Below are 21,579 nucleotides of genomic sequence, written 5' to 3'. Positions count from 1 at the left end.
GGAATAGGCCGAAGCCTAAGGATGCTTTCGCTTCCAAGTCTCCCAGTTCACACGCGCGAGACGGTAAGCGTCTGGGATCGAAAGCGCCCACACGAATAGCCCCAGTGCCGATCGCCCGATCATCGAACGGTCGGGGGGCGCGATTTGCCAAGTGAGCAACGCGAGCAGCAGCGTAAACATGGCGAACATGAAGCCGCGCTGTTGCTGGCCGATCGCAACATGCCCCATGCCCGGAAGAACAATCGCAAGAGCCAGAACCAGATACGGGTTTATGGGTTTGCGCTCGGCTTGCAGTGCATTCATGCAGCAGACACCAGCTTGACGTTGAGAAGAAGAGTCTCGATTTCGAGTACCGCAGCGATGACGTCCTCGAGCTCTTCGGGGTTGAGCCGGGCGCCTTCGAAAACGATTTGCCTCAGAATGAGGTGGTCGCCGCGCTTGCCTTCCGCAAGCTGGCGCATGATGCGGATGCCGCGCGGTGTAATGGCGATCTCCTTGAAGTGAGGATCGCGAAGGAGACTCGCCACATAAGGAGCAATCCGGTCGAGGATGTGACGGGCGCCCGGGCCGTCGCCCTTGATCAGACACACGTCCGGAAAGTTTTCAGGCGGCGCCAACCGTTCGTTGAGGTGATCGGTCAGCGAAAAATAATCAGCGCCCGATTGCCGGACGAGGATTGCGACGCTGCCGTCGACTGGCAGGCTGCGCTTGAGCGTGACGTCGAGCCAAAGCTGTGGCAACCGGCGAAACGTCAGCGTGTCGGGAACGAGGGCGACGCGGAATGAGCGTCCACGAAATTTCCCCTCCATCTTCGGAAAGTCGCAAGCGTCGATTTCGACTTTGGCCGCCTCGAGGACGTTCAGGGAAGGATCGAGAATGCGATGACGGGCGGCCGCGGCCACGCGCGCCTCGTGGCGGCCGAAAAAGACAAGAATCGAGACCGATGCGACTAGCAGCAAAGCAGCAAGCATGAGAGGCATGAACGGTTCTCTCTCGAAAAACAGGTGACGCATCGCAAAGAATGCGCCACCTGTGAGTTGCGGACCTCAGTAACCTCTTGGCCGTGGCCAGTTCATCGTGAACTGGTCGCCGCGCCGGACGTACTTGTAGCGGTGGAAATGGAACCACAGCGAAGCGACGATGAAGAACACCATCATCGCGATGAGCTGGGTGCCATACCCGAGGAACACTGCGAAGTACGTCGTGGAGCAGATAGCCAGAAGCACAAGTGCCGGCAGCGGATGGAACGGATGCACGTATCCGCGCTTGATCGAGTCAAGCGGCCACATCTGCCGGAAGAAGATCACCTGGATCGACATGTACGTATATTCGAGCAGACCGGACAGGATCGAGAAGGTGATGACCTGATCAAGCGGCGCGAAGTATGCGAAGATCAACGCGACAGGCACCAGGAACACGATCGACCGGAAGGGCGTCCTGTTCTTCGGATGCACGGCGCCGAACCACGTCGGCAGATAGCGGTCGCGGCCCATCGAGAACCACGCTCGCGAAGCATCGTTGATGCAGCCGTTGGCCGAGGCCAGCGTCGAGAACATCGTTCCGACAAACAGCAGCACCATCAACGGCATCGAGCTTGTCAGCCGAGCGGCATCGAAGAGCGGCGTCGTTGCCTGGCCGAGGTATTCCCATGGCATTAGACCTGCGCAGAGATACCACGTCATCGTTGCCGCGATGAGCAGCGTCATGATGCCGGTCATCGTTCCGAGTGGCAGCGATCGTGCTGGTGACCGGACTTCTTCGGCAGCCTGACACGTTCCTTCGATCCCAAGATAATACCAGAGACCGAAATGCAGCGATGCAAGGACGCCGATCCAGCCATAAGGCAGTCCATTCAGGATTTCCTTATGATTGAGCAATTCGGTCGACCACGGCTTCACTGCTGTGAACAGGATGACGATGGCGATGAACGCTATGGCGGTGAGGATCAGATTCACCGTCAAGGTCGCGTAGACACCTCGGTAGTTGAGCCAGGCCAAAAACATGATGGTCAAGACGATGAACGGCTTGTCATGCGCTTCGGCGAATCCGGCCATTTGTCCGACTGTCTGGACGAGGTAGCCGAGCGTGATGGCATTCGCCGCCTCGAGCATCGTGTATGCGAACACGAGATAGAGGCCGACGTTGAACGCCATCAACGGTCCGATGATGTGTTTCGACTGCGCATATTGACCGCCGGCGGCAGCGACGGTGGACGTCACTTCCGAGTCGATCATGGCGACGCAGGTATAAAGCAGGCCGGCTGCCCAGCAGGCGATCAAGGCAGCAATTGCGCCGCCTTTGCCAACTGCGAAGTTCCAGCCCATGTACTCGCCGACGAGCACGATGCCGACGCCCAATGCCCACACGTGAGCTGGGCCTAGAACGCGGAGAAGAGAAATCTTCTCTCCGTGAACGGCTGTCGCCTGGTTCATAGATGTCCCCCTTGGTGTGGCGGGTCAATGACCAGCGTTTCGTCGATCTCGCCTTCACGCGAAGACGTCAGGAGATCTTCGCTATAAGCGCGATTAGTTTTGATCGTGTCAAAGAGCATGTAGAGACCAAGCAGAGCCGAGAGGGCCCAGGCCGCATATTCGAGGAGTTGCCAATTGTCCATCTCTGCCTCTCACTTTCTGCCGAAGCGTTCTTCGATCACTTCGATGTATTCCCGCTTCGAGAACATAAACAGCAGCACGAAATAACCGATCACCACGACTGCGGTGATGCCGAGTTCGAGCGGGCTGAAGCTGTAATCGAACCGTGACGTGATGAGCGGAGCAGCAGTGTCCGGATGGAAACCGAGCTTCTCCCACTGCGCGGCTTGCGCTGCATTCTGGCCGAGACCGGCCCACGTCGATTTGTCCGCAAGGGGCAGCTCGATTTTGCCGCCACCAGCTAGTTTCAAGTAGAGAGGAGTGAAAAGTGCGGCAAGCACGAGGACGAGCAGGAACAAACTGTCGAAGAGCTGGCCGAGAGCAGATTGCTTTGGAGGTTCGTAGTGAGGCTTTTCCACGGTACCACCTATCAACTATAAGATTTTTTCTTCGCCAGATCGATGTAATGCAGATCTAGCCCGTAAATTTCTTCACGCTCCTCACTGAGGTGCGCGACCATCGCCAAAATGGCTGCGGTATTGAATAAGACGACAAGCCCGCCAAATATCGCGAGCGTCCAACCAACCTGCGGATCGCCCAGGTAGTCCTTCGTTTCAAAGAAGACGAAGGCATAGAGCGCCCATAGGACGGCAACTGCGACCAGCGACCAGTTACGGTCCCCGGAAAACAACTTGGCTATTCGTGGATCTGCGTGAGGATTTTCCTTTTGCATTGGCGTTTCCCTGTCATCCAACGTGAACGGAAAGAGGTCTTTTTTCTGATTGCAAATTTGAACCCCGGCGAGGGCGAAGTGTGGCACTTTGCCTGATTGCCCGAGCTACTATCAACTCGCGTATTAGTTGGCTCCTAGTCAACTTTTTTTCGTAACATGAAAACAAAATTCGATGATGCGGTGCGTCCAATGCGCTGCACATGAAGGCAGAATCAACGCTAGGAAATCAGCGTGTTATTGTCATTTTGCAATGCGAAATGCATAAATATTAGTCAACTGCTGAAATAGAGTGCACGAGTCGTCGATATCGGCCACTGGGAAGAAGCGGTCGTTGATTCGGGGCGCAGGCCGGGCGTCGGCCGCCGCGCAGCGCGAGGGAGAGGTTTCGTCGCACATTTTACGTGGATAAACCGCAGCGTGCGCCATCAGGACTGCGGTAGGGGAGCCCTTGTTTGGTCATATTGCGCGGCGAAAGCTCTGTTCTAAGAGAAGCGCATGCGGCGGGGCATGGCTGTCGGGATGAACGTCATTACACCGTCAAAACGCAATCGCGAGCGAGCCCGCGGCGCGCGATCGCCGACGCTTCCTGACCGTTAATCTCATGCGCGCTCCAACAGAGCTCTGCAGTTCTTCGACATGGATGGTGAAATGAATCCTGCGGATGTCGCTCAAGGCGTCGTTGCTCCGGTCAATGCAGCCGGGTTTTCCTTCATCGAACTGTTCATGCAGGCCAGTATCGTCGTCAAAATCGTGATGACGGGATTAGGGCTCGCCTCTGTTTGGTCTTGGGCAATCATTTTCGAGAAGCTTCTCGCGTTCCGCCGTGCGCGCGTTGAGAGCGATCGTTTCGAGCAGCTCTTCTGGTCCGGTCAGTCGCTCGATGAGCTTTATGCAAATCTCTCGCGCGGACGCACGATCACGATGGCTGCATTGTTTGTCGCCGCGATGCGCGAATGGAAGCGCTCCGTCGAAGGCAACATTCGTGCCCTCGGCGGCATTCAGCTTCGCGTCGAGAAGGTGATGGACGTTACGATCAGCCGCGAAATGGAGCGCCTCGACCGCCGTCTGCTCTTTCTCGCGACCGTCGGCTCGACGGCGCCGTTCGTCGGTCTTTTCGGCACCGTCTGGGGCATCATGACGAGTTTCCAGTCGATCGCCGTATCGAAGAATACGTCTCTTGCCGTCGTTGCGCCGGGTATCGCAGAGGCGCTTTTTGCAACCGCGCTCGGACTTATGGCGGCTATTCCGGCCGTCGTTTTTTATAACAAATTTTCCGCCGATTCCTCTGCGATCTCTCAGCGTCTCTACGCCTTTTCCGACGAGTTCGCCGCGATCGTATCGCGTCAGATCGACGTGAGGACCTGATCACATGGGTGCAAGCATAAAAGTAGGCGGTGGTGGCGGTGGGCGCGGTCGCAGACGCCGCGGCCGCAACGCGCCGATGAGCGAAATCAACGTCACGCCGATGGTCGACGTGATGCTTGTGCTCTTGATCATTTTCATGGTCGCCGCGCCGCTTCTGCAAGTCGGCATTCCGGTCGACCTTCCGGAGGCGAAGGGACAGCAGATTCCGACGCCGAAGCAGGAACCGCTCGCCGTCACGGTGAAGGTCAACGGTGACGTCTTCATCGGCGATACGCAGATCAGTCTCGACGACCTCGCGACCAAGCTCAAGGCCATTGCGAAGAACGGTTACGACGAGACGATTTTCGTGCGCGGCGATAGAGGCGTTCCGTACGGCGTCGTAATGAAAGTGATGGGGCGCATCAACGACGGTGGATTCAAAAAGCTGTCGTTCGTTCTCGATCAGGAGAAGGGAGGCACTTAGCGGTGCCCTTCGGACTTGTCCTGTCCTTAACTTTCCACGCCGCGCTTCTCGGATGGGCGCTGTTTTCCATGCGCTCTGTTCCGGAGCTGACGCCTGACACGCCGGCGATCGCTGCCGACATCATCACGCCGTCGGAATTCCTGCGCCTGAAACAAGGCAGCGAGGACGCGAAAAATCTCGAGACGAAGGCTAAGGAAGAACCAAAGCCCGACGACAGCAAGAACGACACCGCAAAGCCGAGCAACGCCGCGCCCCCGCCTCCTCCACCGCCGCAGGAGCAGGAAGTCGCCAAGGCCGAGCCGCCGCCCGAGGCAGAACCTCCTCCGCCTGCCGAACCTCCGAAAGCAGCCGAGCAGGTGAAGCCCGATCCGATCGCCAAAAAGCTGGAGGAACCGCCCCCGCCGCCTGAGCCTGCACCCGGACCCACGCCCGACGACAAGAAGCTCCTGGAGCAGAAGCTCGAGGATGAGCGCAAGGCTGAGGAAGCCAAGAAGCAGGCCGAAGAGGAAGCCAAGAAAAAGGCTGAGGACGAGGCAAAGAAAAAAGCCGAAGAAGAAGCCAAGAAAAAAGCCGAGGAGGCCGCGAAAAAGAAGCGCGCCGCTGAGCTGAAAAAAAAGAAGCAGGAAGAAGCCAGGAAAAAGGCTGAGGCGGCAAAGAAAAAATTCGATCCGAGCAGGATCGCTTCGATCCTCGATAAATCGCCGGATGACGCACCTCCGAAAGCGCTGCTCGATAAGGATCCGCGGAAGAAAGGTCAGCAGGCCGCGGGCTCAAGCACGACTGCCGATAAAACCGGCAGGGAAGCGGGAACGGCCACCGGCACCGATACGGTGTTATCGGCGCGCGAGCAGGATTTGCTGAAGGGAATGCTCAAGTCGCAGCTCAACGGTTGCTGGCGGCCGCCCGGCACCGGCGGCGGCGAGGAGGTTCCGGTTGTCGAATTGCACTGGGAAATGAACCCCGACGGTAGCCTCGCGGGCGAGCCTCGTGTCACATCGGCACCATCGACCACGGCGGGGCAAGTCTACACGGAAGCTGCTCTCCGGGCCGTAAGGATGTGCGCGCCGTTCAGATTGCCGCCCGACAAATACAATGCGTGGAAGATCGTCGACTGGACTTTCGATCCGCGCCAAATGTTGTAAACGCCAAAAAGTTGCTTCATTCGACCGCGAAGCGAAGCACCATTCGAAATGACCAACGATTGACAGATGAGACATCAAGCATGAGCCGGAAAAATCCCCTACAGCACGCGCTTGCCTTCATCTGTCTGATTGCCGTCGGGCTTACGCTCGATTGTGGTTTGGCGACACGGGCGCTGGCACAACTCAAAGGGACGCAGACGGAAGGAACGATCGCTCCAATCCCCATAGCGATCCCGTTGTTCGTCGGTGACGATCCGCAGCTCGCAGGTAACGTCTCGGACGTGCTGCAGGCCGATCTCGAACGCTCGGGGCTATTCCGCCCCCTCGACCGCGCGTCGTTCCTGGAGCAAATCAGAGACATCAACGCGGTGCCGCGGTTCGGCGACTGGCGGTCCGTGCAGGCCGATGCGCTCGTCGTCGGGCGTGTTGTCAATGCCGGTGACGGCCGGGTCGGCGCCGAGTTCCGGCTGTGGGACGTCGCGAGCGGGAAGCAGCTCGCCGGCCAGCGATTTTCAACATCCGCGCAGAACTGGCGGCGTATCGCGCACATGATCGCAGACAGCGTCTATGAGCGGCTGACCGGCGAAAAGGGCTACTTCGATACGCGCATTGTCTTCGTCGACGAGACGGGGCCGGCGCAGAACCGCGTCAAACGGCTCGCAATCATGGACCAGGACGGCGCCAATGTGCGCCTTCTGACGCAAGGCAAGGAACTCGTCCTGACGCCGAGGTTCTCGCCGACGAATCAGGAAATCACCTACATGTCATACACGTCCGACCAGCCGAAGGTTTTCATCATGAACCTCGAGACCGGTCGGCGAGAGCTTGTCGGCGATTTCCCGGGTATGACGTTCGCGCCGCGATTCTCACCTGACGGACAAAGGGTCGTTATGAGTCTCGGGACGCCGGATGGCCGCTCCAGCATCTACGAGATGGACCTGAGGACGCGGCAGTCGCGCCGACTGACCGAGTCGAACGGCATCGACACCAGTCCGAGCTACTCCCCGGATGGCCGCCAGATCGTGTTCGAAAGCGACCGCGATGGGGCGCAGCGCTTGTACGTTATGAATGCGGACGGGTCGGGAGCACACCCGATCTCTCAGGGCGGCGGCAGCTATTCGACACCGGTCTGGTCGCCACGAGGGGATTACATCGCCTTTACCGAGCAGACCGGCGGCCAGTTCTTGATCGGCGTGATGAAGCCTGATGGCTCCGGGGAACGCGTCCTGACCGAAGGCTTCCATAATGAAGGCCCGACCTGGGCCCCCAACGGCCGGGTGGTGATGTTCTGGCGCGATTCCCAGTCGACGAACGGCGGACCGAAGATTTATTCGGTCGACATCACCGGCTTTAATGAGCGCCAGGTCACGACTCCATCCTTCGCCTCGGACCCCGCCTGGTCACCGCTTCTAAATTAACACCTTCTTTACGAACGCATGTCTCCGGAGATCGAAGCGGGCTTCGAAACGAGCAAAATAATATGCTTAAAACAAGGGGTTGGGCGCTATTTGGGCAATCGGAAAAGTGTTGACTTTCCCACACGCGTCGTCGTTGCATTTTCGCATCTATCGGATTGGAAAACTTGGCGTTTGCCGCCTCTCTCCTTGATCGCCAGACGCCCGCCCGGTACCCCAGAGTACGGCTTTTGCCGGAATCGTATCAGGAGATATGACCATGCAGGGTGTGAAGGGGCTGATCCTTTTGTCAGTCGTAGCAGCGGCTATTGCGGTTAGCGCATGCCGTCGCGAAGCTGAGCATGTTCCTTTGAAGCTCGGCGGTCCCACCGCAAGCAGCCAGGCCGTTCGCTAATAGCGGACTGTTTGGAACTCAAAGGAGACTACTCATGAAGAGCGCAATCGTTCTTGCTGCAGTTTTAGTTGCTGTTGCTGTCGGCGCATGCCGGAAAGAAGTTGAGCATCAGCCAATGAAGCTCGGCGGTCCGGCCGCTTCGGAGCAGGCAGTGCGCTAAGTGCTGCTTGGCTTCTGAGTACTGCGTTTTTCATACCGAACTTCAAGACCGAGTTGTTGGCGATTTCCTCGCCACCATCTCGGTCTTGAGCTTTTGGATGTCCGCAACCGGACCGGTGTTTTCTGTAGGAACCGCGTCCGAATTGTGCTCCCGGAATGACCACATTTTGCGTGTGGGAAAATTCTGTGGAATCGAATTGGTCGCACGTGCACCGCAAATCCGCGATGTTACAAATCGTTGGGTCGGCTGACGGTCTCGCTGCGCTTAACAATTGCGTTGGCATTCGATGCATATGAAATCGCTGTGAATCCGCGGAATTGGCCATATTTTCGGCTGAACGTTCCACTAAACGCTGACGCAACAAAGATGGCCTCTTGCGGAGCGGATTGAACGCTATCTGGCTTGCTCGAGAGTTGCGGTCGAGACGAAAGGGATAAACGAAATGCTGGCATCGATTGCGCGGAGCATGTGGCTGCGCCTCGCCGCCGTTTCGATTCTCGCAGCGACTGTCGGTGCGTGCGCGAGCAACAAGGAACTGCAGCCGGATGCATTGAGCGGCAAATACGGCGCGGCGACTCCCGGGTCTCAGCGCGACTTCAGTCAGAACGTCGGCGACATCGTCTACTTCTCGACAGACTCGATCGACTTGACGCCAGAAGCGCAGCAGACACTGACCAAGCAGGCGCAGTGGCTGCAGCAGTATTCCCAATACGCGATTACGATCGAGGGTCATGCCGACGAGCGGGGCACGCGCGAATACAACATCGCCCTCGGTGCACGCCGCGCTACGACCGTGCGCAACTTCCTGTCGCAGCATGGCGTCAACGGCGCCCGGATCCGCACGATCTCGTATGGCAAGGAACGTCCGGTGGCTGTTTGCAACGATATTTCCTGCTGGTCGCAGAACCGGCGTGCCCAGACCGTGCTGAACAGCGGCGGCGTCGTAAGCCAGCGCTAAATCCCGCTATTCGGGTCGGCGCGCTCGATTGGTTTAAATTAGCCACACGCGCGAATTGCTTTCGATTGGCCTTAATTTGGCAAAGTTTAGCCTGATTGGCCGACCATAACGGGCGCGAAGTCGGAATACTTGCGCCCCCGTTAAATGTACAAATTGCGGTCTTCAAGTGTCGTGATTGGCGTCGTGTCGGCGGTGCTCGCCGTCATGGTCGCATTGCCTTTGCCGACGTTCGCGCAGAACGATGACGACGGTCCCAATGGTGAGACCGCTGCAGAACTCCTCGTTGACGGCCTGGACGCAGCGTCCGATCACGCAGTCGATTCCGCGCGCCGGCTTTTCCAGAAGCTCATTTCGGTATTTCCGAGTTCGCCCGAAGCTTCACGCGCGCGGCGAGCTTTATCGGCCCTCGATACCAATGGCGGCACTGAAGAAGACCGCGCCGCGATCCGCGCCGATGAAGCCGAGCGAACGGCCGAGTATCGCCATGCTTTCCTCGTCAGCGTCGGAGATCGCGTCTTTTTCGCGGAAAGCAGCGCGACGCTCGGCGGTCGCGCGTGCAGCATCATCGAAAATCAAGCGCGCTGGCTGAAAGTCCGGCCGAACCTTACGGTCACGGTGATCGGCCGCTCCGACGATGGCGGCGACCGAAGATCGGCGCAACTTCTGTCCACGCAGCGGGCTGAGGCCGTGCGTGATCGTCTCGTTGCGGCGGGACTCGATCCGAGCCGGATCGAACTGAGACCGACCGGCAACGACGACAAAGTCGCGGTCTGCTCGACGTCTTTGTGCCGGGCGCAGAATCGGAATGCCGAAGTTTTTATTAACGACCTCCGTGACCAGGACCCGATACGGTCAAGCATGCAATCTCCAGCGGCACGGACTACCAAATCATCGTTGGGGCGCGCGGTTGAGACGGGGCAAGTAGCGCAGTGAGCGGACGCGGCTTTGCCGCAATTGCCGCATCGGCGGGGGAAGCCCATGACTCTTCATTTGATTTTGCCCAATATCGGGCGCACGAGACAGTTTGATAGACGCATGGCCGTGATAGGGTCTGTGTCGATATCGAAATCATTGGCTTTATCGAATCATACGGAGCAAGGCCGGGGCATGGCTAAGCGCAAACGGATTCCAGTCGGATTCGGAATTTCCGCAGCAGCAGTCGCATTGCTTCTGGCGGCAACGCCGGTGTTTGCCCAATCGAACGAGAAGGCGGCAAAGGGAAGTGCCGCGGCTGCTACCGGAGAGAGCGGATTGCAGGCACGTGTCCGATCGCTCGAAGAACAACTTGTCGACATGCAGGTCGTCGTCGGAACGCTTGAGACGCTAGCGAAGAGCGGCGGTTCGGCACCCGCGCCATTTCCGGCGTCGACGGCTGGAGGCGATGGTGATGCCGCGCGCATCGAAGGACTCGAGACACAGGTCCGCGCATTGACGGCCCAGGTTCAGCAACTGTCCGATCAGGTGCGAAGCCTCGGCGGCACGCCGCGTCGTTCCGACATTCCGGCCTCCTCCGACACGGCGCTAGCGGGCCAGGAAGCACATCCGCAAGCACAACCCCCCACGGCGCCGAACCCAGGCTTCGGCTCGACGACGGTCGCGACTGGCAACGATGCCATCGGCGGTCTTCTGAACAGCGACGGCGCGCATTCTCCAGAAGCCCCCCCCGGCGCCGTAGGCCAGACAGGTGCCGTACCGGCGCCAGCAACCGTCGCGACGGCCGCGTTGGCTCCAGCCAGCACGTCGAGCAACGACCCCAAACAACTCTATGAGACGGCCTACGGCTATCTCCTGCAGCGCGATTATGGCGCCGCCGAAGCGGCATTCGACGAATTTTTGAAGAAGTTTCCGAACGACTCGCTCTCAGGCAACGCGCAATACTGGCTCGGCGAGACACATTTCGTACGCGGCCAATACAAGGCTGCTGCGAGCGCCTTCCTGAAGGGCTATCAATCCTATGCCCAAAGCGCCAAGGCGCCGGACAGCCTGCTGAAGCTCGCGATGTCGCTCGATCGCCTCGGCCAGAAGGATGCCGCTTGCTCATCGTTCGCCGAATTGGCGTCTAAATTTCCGACGGCCCCTCAAAGTGTCAAGGCGCGTGCGCAAAGCGAACGCCAGCGCGTTGGGTGCCAATAGAGTAATATAAAGTAGTGGTGAAAAACGATGCCACGCGATGCGCAGGTGCCGGTTGCACCAATCGAAGCGGACGCCGCTTTCGAGCAGCTCGCGAAGTTTGATCACGTCGTTCTGGCCGTTTCCGGTGGGCCGGATAGCATGGCGCTGCTCGTCCTCGCGGCCGAATGGCGTCAGCGCCGGAATGGTGCGCTGCCATCGCTCTCCGCCGCAACAGTCGATCATCGCTTGCGGCCCGAAGCTTCCCGGGAGGCTGGGTTTGTAGCCCGCGAGTCGCTTCGCCTTGGATTGCCGCACGCTACCTTGCCGTGGACTGACGAGAAGCCTCTGAGCGGTATTCCCGATGCCGCGCGGCAGGCCCGCTATCGGCTGCTCGAAGCGCATGCGCGAAGCCTGGCTGCAAGCACCGTCGCAGTCGTCACGGCGCATCATCTCGACGATCAGGCTGAGACGTTCGCCATGCGCCTCGCACGAGGGGCGGGCGTTACCGGACTCTCTGCAATGCCGGCCGAGCGCGCCCTGCTCGAAGGTTCGACCGTCCGACTTCTGCGGCCGCTTCTGCCGTTTCCAAAATCGCGCCTCATCGCGACGCTTGAAGCACGCGGTGTTCCATGTGTCGACGATCCGACCAACAAGGATTCTCGCTACGAGCGTGCGCGCATTCGGCACGCGCTGCTGCCCGCCTTGGTAGCCACTGGAATTTCAGCCGCGGCCCTTGCAACATCGGCGCGGCGTCTCGGCGACGCCGAGGCAGCTTTGCATTACGCTGAAGAACGCTTCACCGCGACACTCGCTCTGTCGTTTGGCAACGAAGTCTTTGCGGCCTTCGACCGGGAAGCCTTCCGCGAAGGGCCAACCCTGCTTCGCCAGAGGCTCCTCGCTCGCCTCATCGCGCGCTACGGCGGCGCCAGCGAAAGGCCTGAGCTCTCCGAGATCGAAGATCTCGCGGCCAGGCTTCAGGCGGAAGAAAAAAGCACCGCGACGCTCGGCGGCGCCATGGTTTCGAGCGGCAGCCGCTTCATCCGTGTCTGGCGCGAGGCCGGCCGGCTCGCCCAGCCTGATCTCTTGCTCGTCCCCGGCGAAAGCCGGACCTGGGACCGGCGGTTCATCGTCCGTCGGGTGCCGGAAGCGATCGGCCCTGTCCGAGTAAGGCCGCTCGGCCAGGAAAATTACTTGGTGATTGCCGGCCGCCTTATCCCCGGTCGTCGACCGCCGGCACGGGCAGTGCATGCCCTTCCGTCGTTCTGGAAGGATGACGATTTGGTCGCGGTGCCGTCGCTCGCGCCTTTCGCAGTTGCGTCCGAAGCGCCATTCTTGGAAGCAGGGTGTGAGCTTAAGGCTTTGGCGCTGTCCGCTGCTTATTAAGGATTTATAGGCATGCTGCAGGCGCAGCGACGACCTCGGGTCATGGCTGAACTTGTGCGGATGTGCCGAGCCCCCTATGTTAAGCAGGCAATCCGGCACCGAGCGCCGCCGGAGCCCAGTGCGCTATCCGCGTGACTGGCGTCAGCAGGGAGCCAAATGAACCCTAATTATCAGAAACTTGCGATCTGGGCGGCGCTGTTCGTCCTTCTGCTCGCCCTGTATAATTTGGTGAGCAATCCGAGCCAGTCCAGGCACACTAACGAGATTCAATATTCGGAATTCCTTGACGCAGTCGATAAAGGTACTGTGTCGGAAGCTGTTATTGCCGGTAATCGTATCACCGGCACGAGGCGTGATGCATCGGGAAGCGAAGCGGCATTCTCGACCTATGCGCCCGAGGATCCGAATCTCGTCACCCGTCTGCGCGACAAGGGTGTGAAGTTCAAAGCGCGGCCCGCAGAGGACGAAGTGCAGTCGATCACGAGCATCCTGCTGAGCTGGTTCCCGATGCTGTTGCTGATCGGCGTCTGGATCTTTTTCATGCGCCAGATGCAGTCTGGCTCGGGGCGCGCCATGGGTTTCGGCAAGTCGCGCGCCAAGCTTTTGACCGAGCGTCACGGCCGTGTCACGTTTGAAGACGTCGCCGGTGTCGACGAAGCGAAAGCCGATCTCGAAGAGATCGTCGAGTTCCTTCGCGATCCCCAGAAATTCCAGCGCCTGGGCGGACGCATCCCGCGCGGCTGTCTGCTCGTCGGCCCTCCCGGCACGGGTAAGACGCTCATCGCGCGCGCCGTCGCGGGCGAAGCCAACGTGCCCTTCTTCACGATCTCGGGCTCCGACTTCGTCGAAATGTTCGTCGGCGTCGGTGCGAGCCGCGTCCGCGACATGTTCGAGCAGGCGAAGAAAAATGCGCCCTGCATTATCTTCATCGACGAAATCGATGCCGTCGGCCGTCATCGCGGCGCCGGCCTCGGCGGCGGCAACGACGAGCGCGAGCAGACGCTCAACCAGTTGCTCGTCGAGATGGATGGCTTCGAAGCCAACGAAGGCATCATCATCATCGCGGCGACGAACCGCCCCGACGTTCTTGATCCCGCATTGCTGCGGCCCGGCCGTTTCGATCGACAGATCGTCGTGCCGAACCCGGATGTGATCGGCCGCGAGAAGATCCTGCGCGTCCATATGAAGAAAGTGCCGTTGGCACCGGACGTCGATCCGAAGGTCATCGCACGCGGTACGCCGGGCTTCTCGGGCGCCGATCTTGCGAACCTCGTCAACGAGGCGGCTTTGCTCGCCGCGCGCCGCAACAAGCGGCTCGTCACGCAGGCCGAGTTCGAGGATTCCAAAGACAAGGTCATGATGGGCGCCGAGCGCAAGACCATGGCCATGACGGAGGAAGAAAAGCTCGCGACCGCCTACCACGAAGCGGGCCACGCGATCGTCAACCTCGTCGTGCCGGGCAACGATCCGCTGCACAAGGTGACGATCATTCCGCGCGGTCGGGCGCTGGGCGTCACGATGAGTTTGCCGGAGCGTGATCGCCTCAGCTATTCGAAGCAATGGTGCGAAGGCAAGATCGCGATGGCCTTCGGCGGCCGCGTCGCCGAGCAGATCATCTACGGCCGCGAGCACTTGAATACCGGAGCGTCGAGCGACATCAGCCAAGCGACCGGTATCGCCAAGCGCATGGTCACGGAATGGGGCATGAGCGACAAGCTTGGCCCGCTGCTCTATTCGGAAAACTCGCAGGAAGTGTTCCTCGGGCATTCGATCACGCAACAGAAGAATATGAGTGAGGAAACCGCCAAGCTCATCGATGAAGAGACACGCCGCATCGTGACCGCGGGGCAGAATACCGCTTGGGAAGTGCTGACGAAGCATAAAGCCGAGCTCGAGGCCATGGCGCAGGCGCTCATGGAATACGAGACGATCACGGGTGAGGAATGTCAGGCTATCATGCGCGGCGAGAAGATCGCTCGCCGTGATGATGACGATGGCTCGAAGGGCCCCGCCGGATCGGCCGTGCCGTCCGCTGGCCGCCAGCCGCCACGCCCGCGTGGCGAGTCGACCGGCGGCATCGACATCGGACCGGAACCGCAGCCGCAGGGCTAAGTCTCTCGCCACAACACGCTATCAATCATCGAGCGGCCGCGTTAGCTTCGCGGCCGCTTTCGTTTGCGGTTGCCGCCGCCAATATCGGAGCGCGGTGCCAACTCGCTCCCACCCACCTGCCCTCGCTTATCCAGGAAGGATCGCTGAAGCGTGTACGGATTGCGGATAATGGATGCCCTTGCTCTTATTCCCCTCCCCTTGACGGGGCGGGGTTAGGGGTGGGGTGAAGATCCAGGCGAACTATCAAATTCCTTTTCTCACTAAGCCGCGTAAGAATCTCGACACCGACGGAAACCCTCAGCAATGAAGCGCTCGATCTATCTCCAGCCTACGGCGATCTTCTGGGATCGCACCGGGCGCCGCCGCGCGGTCGACGAGGCCGAAATTCCCGAATGGAGAGGGCTGCCACTCGCCGGCGGACGGCTGTCGTTCGCGGCATTGGATGTGTTGACGCGGGCGTCGCCCGAGACGAAGCGGCGCACGATCGTACTGGGCGATGCGTTCAGCGGTGACTGGGGGCGCGAAGCTTTAGCCGCCGCCGACATTCTCGAGGAGCTTTCCTCGCAGCGGCCGCGGATCGCCGGACTGTCGCTCGACCGGCCGAGACTTATGGGCATCGTCAATGTCACCCCGGACAGCTTCTCGGACGGCGGCGAGCATATGAGTGCCGAAAAAGCGATTGCCCATGGACTGGAGCTTGTGGCGGAAGGCGCCGATATTCTCGACATCGGCGGCGAGAGCACACGCCCACAGTCCGACCTCGTTCCGGTTGAGGAAGAGCTGCGGCGCGTCATCCCTGTTATCGAAGGTTTGCGCGCCAAGACAGGCGCCGTGATTTCGATAGATACCCGCAAGGCCGAGGTGATGCGCCGCGCCGCAGCTGCTGGAGCCGACATCTTGAATGATGTCTCGGCGTTTACGCACGATCGGGATTCGCTCGCCGTCGCGGCTGAAGCGGGACTGCCCGTGATCGTGATGCACGCGCAAGGCGATCCGAAAACGATGAACGACAATCCTCAGTACGATGATGTCGTGCTCGATGTGTTCGATTATCTCGAAAGTCGCGTGCAGGCGTGCGTCGCTGCCGGGATTCCAAAATCGAAGATCGTCGCCGACCCCGGCGTCGGCTTCGGCAAGCACCTTCACCACAACGTCGCAGTCATGGCAGGCCTGCCGCTCTATCACGGGCTGGGCGTGCCCATTCTGCTGGGTGCAAGTCGCAAGAAGATGATCGGTCAGCTCTGTGACGTCGACGACGCGAAGGACCGCGTACCCGGCTCCCTGGCCTGCGCGGTCGCGGGCGTCGCGGCAGGCGTGCAGATTCTGCGCGTGCACGACGTCAAGGAAACGAAGCAGGCGATCGAAGTTTGGCGCGCCTGTGCGGCGGGCACCGAGAAGGGGCTCGCCTGAGCGTGCAATCGGAATGCCCTGCCCAGAGGATCGGCGGTCTCAGGGCGGCGAAAGCCGAGTTGCGCAAGGCCCGCGCCAGCGCCTAGCCGCCGCAGCACCTGCGCCGCCTCGCTCGCCCTAAAACGAATACCCGAAGGTATCAATCTCCCGCCGGTAGCGCTGCCGCACGATCTCCCGTGTCGCGTCATCATACATGTCGCGATAGTTGCGCGCGCCATTCGGCCGGAACGCTCCCTTGGCATTGCCGAGCGGCACAGGATCGGCAATGCCGAGCGAGCGGACAAAGCGGTCATAATCCTTCGCTAGCGTCTCGTAGCGCAGGATGTGCGTCGCCACGATTCGTCCGTCGATCGAATAAAGCTTGAACGTCTTGCGCTCCGGATTGGACAGCCGCCGGCGGACGAACTTGCCGAAATCCTGTGGCGCCTGCGAAGCTCGCGTGTGCCAGTAGAACAACGACACCTCGCGGTCCCAGGGATTGCGGACAATGGTCACCTTCTTGAAGCTGTCGAAAAGCGCGGGGTCCATGCGTGCCCGCAGCTCGGTTGCCGACATGTGATTGTAATAGCTCGTGCCGGACGACAATCGCTTTAGTCCCAGTATTTCGCTAGCGCTCGCCCACCACGGCCGGAAATCGCGCGGGATTAGGAAATTCTGTGCGGCGCGGCCGTTCTGCTGGCGGATTTGCTCTTCGTGCGGCGCGATCGGTGTCAGCACGTCGTCTGGGCTGCACAGCGCCGAGAGCGCGATCTCAACGCTCGTGCTACCTGTCTTCTGAGTCTTGAGGAATATGAACTGGCGGCTGAAGCTGATGATCACGAGTGGTCTCCACTCTTTCTCCCCCCGCGGCCTGTCGCGCGGTCCCCGGTTTCATGCCAAGCATTTATGCATATCTAACTCCGTTAGTCGCCGGAAGCCTTGTGGCCGATCAACCCGATCTGAGCGGCTCGAAGCCTAAACCTGGGCCCCGAAAGCCGAAGAGCGCGCTCCCGAGCGAAAGCGACGCTGCATGGCTCGGTGGAGTTCCCGACGGTCAGCTCGCGGCGGCCTTGCGATCCGCGAGGCGCTGCTCTGCCGCCGCCACGATGGCTTTGCGGATGTCGTCCAGGCGTCTGAGCTTGCCATCGACCGGAACGTGTTGCGCTTCCGCGAAGGCTCTGAGGTTCTCCGCCGATTTGATTTCCTGGAGACGCTTGATCAGCCCGTCGCGGCCCTGTTTCGCAAGAACGACAATGGCCGAGAAGAGATACGGATTGAAATTTTCGGCGCGTGCATGGCGAGCCGCGATCTCGGGCGCGGCCTCGACCCTGTCCGTGTGCCGAACGTCGTCCGGCATTTTCCAGACGAGCATGCGATTGACCGCCTTTGTCAGCGCCTCAGCGAGGCGCTCCGCCGCGGCATCGTCAAGCGACGTCTCGCGCCGGATATGCGCGCTGAAAAAGCTGCGCATCTTATCGCCGGGCCAGAGCTGCGTGCCTTTGCTCATGATCGATGCGCTTTTCGATTGGTAGCTTTTACGAAACCGGAACCTTGGTCTTCTTGCTTGCGGCCACGCTGTCAATGACCCGCGCGATTTCCTGGTAAAGTTCCTTCACGTCACCGGCCGCATCCGAGTATTTCGTATCGATCGATCGAAGCTGCCCGACATAATCGAAGGCGTTGGCGATGCCGTTACGCTGCGGCAGGAACGTCTCCAATACTGGATGCACGAGGCTGATTTCCTCGATCATCATATAGTCCTTGTCGTCATTACGCACGTAGTTTGCAAGGCACGCATAGCGCCGCTCCTCGATCGGAATTTCCGCCAGGTCGTCGAGGTTGCGGGTGTCCTCGATCAGCATGGCCACGCGGTCGACCGCGAGTTGCGAGACATAGTCCGGACGGAAGGGAACGATGACCTTGTCGGCAGTCTTCAGCGCCGCCAGCGCCGCGAACGACAACCCCGGCGCGCAGTCGAGGATCACGACGTCGTAGTCGCCCTCGAAGCGCCGGATGAGGCTTTCCATGCGGCCGCGAACGCGGTTCGCGACAACGTCTGGAACATTGCTTTGGTTCGCCTGCTTCAAGTAAAGCTCGCCCTGGATGTCCTCCAAGAGCAGCGATCCCGGCACCAGCGAGATCGGCGCCGGCTTGCCGTTGGCCGCTGAAACGTCGCCGGCGTTCTTTGAGACGTAGTCGCGGGCATTGGCTGGAATGCCGTCGAACAGGTCGTAGAAATAGTCGGCAATTGTCTTTCCGGCCTTGCGCGCCTCGTTCCAGCCCTGACCGCCCATCAGGATCAGCGAGGCGTTGCACTGCGAATCGAGGTCGATGAGCAGCACCCGCTTGCCGCCATGCACCGCAAGCGCGTGCGCCAGCATCACGGCAACGGTTGACTTGCCGACCCCGCCCTTGCGGTTCGCGACCGCCAGAAACACTGCCATAGAACCTTTACCCCTCGATATGCCGGCTTGACCCTCTTGCCGCCGCCGGCAGACGCCACAAATGCGTTAGCCGACCTATGGGCCGATTCCGTGGCCCTATCCAAGGGCTCCGGAAATCGTCATGATCGTACTATGCCTCTACAACGCAGGGGAAAATGCTCGGAAATTTGCGTTAGCTCAACCTTCCAAGTGGCATGATCGCGGGATCTGGTGCCGGTGTGGCCCGTAATCAGCGCATGGGCTGGCGCTCCCCACCGGTGTTGCGCAATATTTGCATTCAGAACTTTGGGAACAGCCGTTCCTGCACGGCCACGACGGGAGATCACATGTCACGCCGGTATTTCGGGACAGACGGTATTCGCGGTTTAGCCAACCGTCATCCGATGACGTCGGAAATCGCGTTGAAGGTCGGCATGGCAGCCGGGACCGTCTTTCGCTCGGGTACCCATCGCCATCGCGTGGTCATCGGCAAGGACACGCGACTCTCGGGCTATATGCTGGAAGCGGCGTTGATGTCGGGCTTTACCTCGGTCGGCATGGACGTCTTTCTTCTCGGGCCGATGCCGACGCCCGCCGTCGCGATGCTGACCCGCTCGCTGCGCGCCGATCTCGGCGTCATGCTCTCGGCATCGCATAATCCGTCGAACGACAACGGCATCAAGCTGTTCGACGCGGACGGCTACAAGCTCTCCGACGAGACGGAGCACCAGATTGAGGATCTGATCGACGCCGACACCAAAAGCCTGCTGGTCGAAGCTGACCGTATCGGCCGCGCCACGCGAGTCGAAAGCGCGCAGGAGCGCTATATCGAATTCGCCAAGCGCACGATGCCGAAACATCTGCGCCTCGCGGGGCTCCGCATAGTCATCGATTGCGCGAACGGCGCCGCTTACAAGGTCGCGCCGGAGGCACTTTGGGAGCTTGGCGCCGAAGTGATCAAGATCGGCGTCGAGCCGAACGGCCTCAACATCAATCTCAGCTGCGGTTCGACTGCGCCGGAGCTTCTGGTCGAAAAAGTCAAGGAATTCCGGGCCGATATCGGTATCGGACTCGATGGCGACGCGGATCGCGTCGTCATCGTCGACGAGAAGGGCCGGATCGTAAACGGCGACCAGTTGATGGCGGTCATCGCCGATAGCTGGCTTCGCTCCGGCCAGCTGACGGCAGGCGGCATCGTCGCGACGGTGATGAGCAATCTCGGTCTCGAACGCTATTTGAAATCGATTGGCCTCACGATGGCGCGCACGCCGGTCGGGGATCGCTATGTCACCGAGCACATGCGCAAGCACGGCTTCAATGTCGGCGGCGAGCAGTCCGGCCACATCGTGCTGTCGGACTTCACGACGACCGGTGACGGCCTCGTGTCGGCGCTGCAAATACTGGCCTGTGTCGTCTCGACCGGAAAGACCGTGTCGGAAGTCTGCGATCGCTTTCATCCGCTGCCGCAAATCCTCCGCAACGTCCGATACGGCAGCGGCAAACCGCTCGATGACAAGCGCGTCGTCAAAGCGATCGAAGGCGCAAAGGCCAAGCTTGGTGAAAATGGCCGCCTCGTCATTCGCCCATCGGGCACCGAGCCCGTCATTCGCGTCATGGCGGAAGGCGACGACGAGCAGGTCGTGTCGACCATCGTCGGCGACATCGTCGATGCCGTAGAATCTGCTGCCGCAGCCTAGAGTCCGGCCTTAAATTGGTTTTGTCATCCTCGGGCTCGTCCCGAGGAAACGTTTATCCGTGTGCGGCCGGACCGGCTGGCCGATTAATCGCTCTCCGCGAACTGCACGATGGCTGAGATTGCGTTTCGTTAGCCTTTTCCGGCACGTCACGGCGTGCCAATCCCCGACGGTGATTAAGTGTCCCTTAATCGTTTCGTCTGCATTGTCCCAATGGTTTCAGTGCCCGCTGCAGCGCGCAAAAGGCGTTGTGTCGGTGCTAGAGGGAAATGACAGATGTTCAACGCGCACAAGATCCTGATTCTGGGCGCGGCCTTCGTTCTCGGCAGTGTCCTGAGTGCGTCGGCTGCGGACCTCGGTGGCCTCAAGGACGAGCCTATAGCGGCACCCGCCGCAACTGAACCTTCCGGTTGGTATCTTCGCGCCGATGGCGGATACGCCTGGTACAATAATCCTGGGATCACCGTCGAAGGTTTCACTGCGCACGACACGGATATGGGCGGAGCTTGGAGCGTCGGCGGCGGCATCGGACGTTACTTTGGCCGTGGCTTTCGCGGTGACATCACGGTCGACCATCTCTTCGATGCTTCGACGGAAACCACGCTCTGCCAGTGCGGCACCGACGTTGGCGACGCGAAGTTCAACTTCAGCAGCACCGTCGTGCTCGCCAACCTCTATTACGATCTCAATCGCGGCGGCCGCTTCATGCCCTACATCGGTGGCGGTATCGGCTTCGCGCACAACGAAACATCGAGCGGAACGATTGATCCGGACTGCGGCTGCAGTGGGACGATTGACGGCGGATCGAGCAACAGTTTTGCCGCGGCAGGTATGGCCGGATTTGCATGGCGTCTTCGCGGCGGCGAAACGCGTTACGTCGGTGGCCTGAAGGACGAGCCTGTGGCCGTCAGCAGCGGCAACGCACTCTATCTCGATGTCGGATATCGCTTCCTCTATCTTGGTGACGTCAAGACCGGAGCGGCGGACTGGAGCGGCAATTCAGTTGACGACGTCAAGGTGAAAGACGTCACGGCGCATCAGATCCGTATCGGTCTTCGTTACGACCTGAACTAGTCGGGCGTTGGCGCGCATCGCGCGCCGAAGAGACGGCTGGGAGCAGGGGTAAGTTCGCGCCTGCTCTCAAGTAGAGAGTAATGCCAACGGTGTGGTTCGTTCCACGGCGTTTTGCTGCAAGCATCCCGGCAGGGCCGCGCGGCAAGCCGTCTTTCCCTCCTGTGGCTCGGT

22 protein-coding genes are annotated in these 21,579 nt (G+C 60.2%); 13 read left to right on the top strand and 9 right to left on the bottom strand.

Going from position 1 to position 21,579, the window contains the following annotated elements:
- Window positions 1-15: 15 nt before the first annotated feature.
- The 6 genes from HYPDE_RS12495 to HYPDE_RS12470 all read right to left on the bottom strand — a co-directional run bounded on the left by HYPDE_RS12495 (window position 16) and on the right by HYPDE_RS12470 (window position 3,411).
- Window positions 16-303 (bottom strand): hypothetical protein, encoded by a 288-nt coding sequence (locus HYPDE_RS12495; RefSeq protein ID WP_015598842.1) that lies wholly within the window; start codon window positions 301-303, stop codon window positions 16-18.
- Complete coding sequence (locus tag HYPDE_RS12490) at window positions 300-980, bottom strand: hypothetical protein (RefSeq protein ID WP_041321265.1); 681 nt, start codon at window positions 978-980, stop codon at window positions 300-302. Before HYPDE_RS12490 ends, HYPDE_RS12495 begins: the two co-directional genes overlap by 4 nt.
- A gap of 66 nt (window positions 981-1,046) precedes the next feature.
- Complete coding sequence (locus HYPDE_RS12485; protein ID WP_015598840.1) at window positions 1,047-2,432, bottom strand: APC family permease; 1,386 nt, start codon at window positions 2,430-2,432, stop codon at window positions 1,047-1,049.
- Window positions 2,429-2,614: a hypothetical protein gene (locus HYPDE_RS12480; RefSeq protein WP_015598839.1), complete on the bottom strand. Its 186-nt coding sequence runs from the start codon at window positions 2,612-2,614 to the stop codon at window positions 2,429-2,431. Before HYPDE_RS12480 ends, HYPDE_RS12485 begins: the two co-directional genes overlap by 4 nt.
- 9 nt (window positions 2,615-2,623) lie before the next feature.
- On the bottom strand, window positions 2,624-3,010 hold the full coding sequence (locus HYPDE_RS12475; protein ID WP_041320466.1) for a hypothetical protein: 387 nt from the start codon (window positions 3,008-3,010) through the stop codon (window positions 2,624-2,626).
- A gap of 11 nt (window positions 3,011-3,021) precedes the next feature.
- A complete protein-coding gene (locus HYPDE_RS12470; RefSeq protein WP_015598837.1) occupies window positions 3,022-3,411 on the bottom strand; it encodes a hypothetical protein in 390 nt (129 codons plus the stop codon).
- Window positions 3,412-3,972: 561 nt separating this feature from the next.
- Here HYPDE_RS12470 and tolQ point away from each other — a divergent pair.
- The 11 genes from tolQ to folP all read left to right on the top strand — a co-directional run bounded on the left by tolQ (window position 3,973) and on the right by folP (window position 16,238).
- Window positions 3,973-4,689 carry a protein TolQ gene (gene tolQ, locus HYPDE_RS12465; protein ID WP_015598835.1) on the top strand — a complete coding sequence of 239 codons (717 nt, stop codon included), beginning with the start codon at window positions 3,973-3,975 and terminating at the stop codon, window positions 4,687-4,689.
- 4 nt (window positions 4,690-4,693) lie between these two features.
- Window positions 4,694-5,152: an ExbD/TolR family protein gene (locus HYPDE_RS12460; RefSeq protein WP_015598834.1), complete on the top strand. Its 459-nt coding sequence runs from the start codon at window positions 4,694-4,696 to the stop codon at window positions 5,150-5,152.
- Between the two features lie 2 nt (window positions 5,153-5,154).
- Complete coding sequence (tolA, locus tag HYPDE_RS12455) at window positions 5,155-6,294, top strand: cell envelope integrity protein TolA (protein ID WP_015598833.1); 1,140 nt, start codon at window positions 5,155-5,157, stop codon at window positions 6,292-6,294.
- Between the two features lie 80 nt (window positions 6,295-6,374).
- On the top strand, window positions 6,375-7,712 hold the full coding sequence (gene tolB / locus HYPDE_RS12450) for a Tol-Pal system beta propeller repeat protein TolB (protein WP_015598832.1): 1,338 nt from the start codon (window positions 6,375-6,377) through the stop codon (window positions 7,710-7,712).
- A gap of 425 nt (window positions 7,713-8,137) precedes the next feature.
- Complete coding sequence (locus tag HYPDE_RS19710) at window positions 8,138-8,263, top strand: hypothetical protein (protein ID WP_015598830.1); 126 nt, start codon at window positions 8,138-8,140, stop codon at window positions 8,261-8,263.
- 442 nt (window positions 8,264-8,705) lie between these two features.
- Window positions 8,706-9,221 carry a peptidoglycan-associated lipoprotein Pal gene (gene pal, locus HYPDE_RS12445; protein WP_015598829.1) on the top strand — a complete coding sequence of 172 codons (516 nt, stop codon included), beginning with the start codon at window positions 8,706-8,708 and terminating at the stop codon, window positions 9,219-9,221.
- Window positions 9,222-9,365: 144 nt separating this feature from the next.
- Window positions 9,366-10,154 carry an OmpA family protein gene (locus HYPDE_RS12440; protein ID WP_015598828.1) on the top strand — a complete coding sequence of 263 codons (789 nt, stop codon included), beginning with the start codon at window positions 9,366-9,368 and terminating at the stop codon, window positions 10,152-10,154.
- A gap of 174 nt (window positions 10,155-10,328) precedes the next feature.
- A complete protein-coding gene (gene ybgF / locus HYPDE_RS12435; protein ID WP_015598827.1) occupies window positions 10,329-11,354 on the top strand; it encodes a tol-pal system protein YbgF in 1,026 nt (341 codons plus the stop codon).
- A gap of 27 nt (window positions 11,355-11,381) precedes the next feature.
- Window positions 11,382-12,716 carry a tRNA lysidine(34) synthetase TilS gene (gene tilS, locus HYPDE_RS12430; RefSeq protein ID WP_015598826.1) on the top strand — a complete coding sequence of 445 codons (1,335 nt, stop codon included), beginning with the start codon at window positions 11,382-11,384 and terminating at the stop codon, window positions 12,714-12,716.
- A 156-nt stretch (window positions 12,717-12,872) separates the two neighbouring features.
- Window positions 12,873-14,828: an ATP-dependent zinc metalloprotease FtsH gene (ftsH, locus tag HYPDE_RS12425; RefSeq protein ID WP_015598825.1), complete on the top strand. Its 1,956-nt coding sequence runs from the start codon at window positions 12,873-12,875 to the stop codon at window positions 14,826-14,828.
- A 303-nt stretch (window positions 14,829-15,131) separates the two neighbouring features.
- Window positions 15,132-16,238, top strand: coding sequence for a dihydropteroate synthase (folP, locus tag HYPDE_RS12420; protein WP_015598824.1), 1,107 nt, complete (start codon window positions 15,132-15,134; stop codon window positions 16,236-16,238).
- Between the two features lie 117 nt (window positions 16,239-16,355).
- On the opposite strand, the gene HYPDE_RS12415 is transcribed toward folP, so the two are convergent.
- From HYPDE_RS12415 to HYPDE_RS12405, 3 genes are all read right to left on the bottom strand, one after another.
- Complete coding sequence (locus HYPDE_RS12415; RefSeq protein ID WP_015598823.1) at window positions 16,356-17,057, bottom strand: sulfotransferase family 2 domain-containing protein; 702 nt, start codon at window positions 17,055-17,057, stop codon at window positions 16,356-16,358.
- 214 nt (window positions 17,058-17,271) lie between these two features.
- Window positions 17,272-17,724, bottom strand: coding sequence for a hypothetical protein (locus tag HYPDE_RS12410; RefSeq protein WP_015598822.1), 453 nt, complete (start codon window positions 17,722-17,724; stop codon window positions 17,272-17,274).
- A gap of 28 nt (window positions 17,725-17,752) precedes the next feature.
- Entirely contained in the window at window positions 17,753-18,661 is a 909-nt protein-coding gene (locus tag HYPDE_RS12405; protein ID WP_015598821.1) for a ParA family protein, read from the bottom strand.
- A gap of 326 nt (window positions 18,662-18,987) precedes the next feature.
- Between HYPDE_RS12405 and glmM the strand changes: the two genes are divergently transcribed.
- Window positions 18,988-20,337 carry a phosphoglucosamine mutase gene (glmM, locus tag HYPDE_RS12400; protein ID WP_015598820.1) on the top strand — a complete coding sequence of 450 codons (1,350 nt, stop codon included), beginning with the start codon at window positions 18,988-18,990 and terminating at the stop codon, window positions 20,335-20,337.
- A gap of 273 nt (window positions 20,338-20,610) precedes the next feature.
- Window positions 20,611-21,408, top strand: coding sequence for an outer membrane protein (locus tag HYPDE_RS12395; protein WP_015598819.1), 798 nt, complete (start codon window positions 20,611-20,613; stop codon window positions 21,406-21,408).
- Window positions 21,409-21,579 lie beyond the last annotated feature (171 nt).

This window comes from Hyphomicrobium denitrificans 1NES1, assembly GCF_000230975.2.
In the GTDB taxonomy this organism is placed as follows: domain Bacteria; phylum Pseudomonadota; class Alphaproteobacteria; order Rhizobiales; family Hyphomicrobiaceae; genus Hyphomicrobium_B; species Hyphomicrobium_B denitrificans_A.
This window is presented reverse-complemented; position numbering and strand designations above follow the sequence as displayed.